1 protein-coding gene is annotated in these 415 nt (G+C 76.6%); it reads left to right on the top strand.

Going from position 1 to position 415, the window contains the following annotated elements; all coding sequences use genetic code 11:
• Positions 1 to 415, top strand: a 415-nt coding sequence (locus IH13_RS0135990) for an AMP-binding protein (RefSeq protein ID WP_031091347.1), incomplete at both ends; no start/stop codon positions are given.

Below are 415 nucleotides of genomic sequence, written 5' to 3'. Positions count from 1 at the left end.
CCGCTGGTCACCGGCGGCACGGTGGAGGTGCTCGCCGCCGAGGACGCCCGCGACGGGCTGCGGCTGCGCGAGGCCCTCGAACGGTCCCGTCCCACCGTCATGCAGGCCACCCCGGCGACCTGGAGCATGCTGCTGGCCGCCGGCTGGCGGGGGGACCGCTCGCTGAAGGTGCTGTGCGGCGGGGAGGCGCTGCCCCCCGACCTGGCCGAGGCGCTCCTCGCGGGCAACGGGCAGGTGTGGAACCTCTACGGCCCCACCGAGACCACCATCTGGTCGGCGGCGAGCCGCCTCACCCCGGGCGGCCGGGTGACCCTGGGGGAGCCGATCGCCAACACCGCCCTCCACGTCCTCGACAGCGCGCGCAGGCCCGTCCCCACCGCTGTCCCCGGGGAGTTGTACATCGGCGGCGACGGGG

Origin of the sequence: Streptomyces sp. NRRL WC-3549, assembly GCF_000721935.1 — a bacterium.
Classification (GTDB): domain Bacteria; phylum Actinomycetota; class Actinomycetes; order Streptomycetales; family Streptomycetaceae; genus Streptomyces.
Note: the sequence above shows the minus strand (reverse complement) of the source record. Positions and strands in the feature narration are given on the sequence as shown.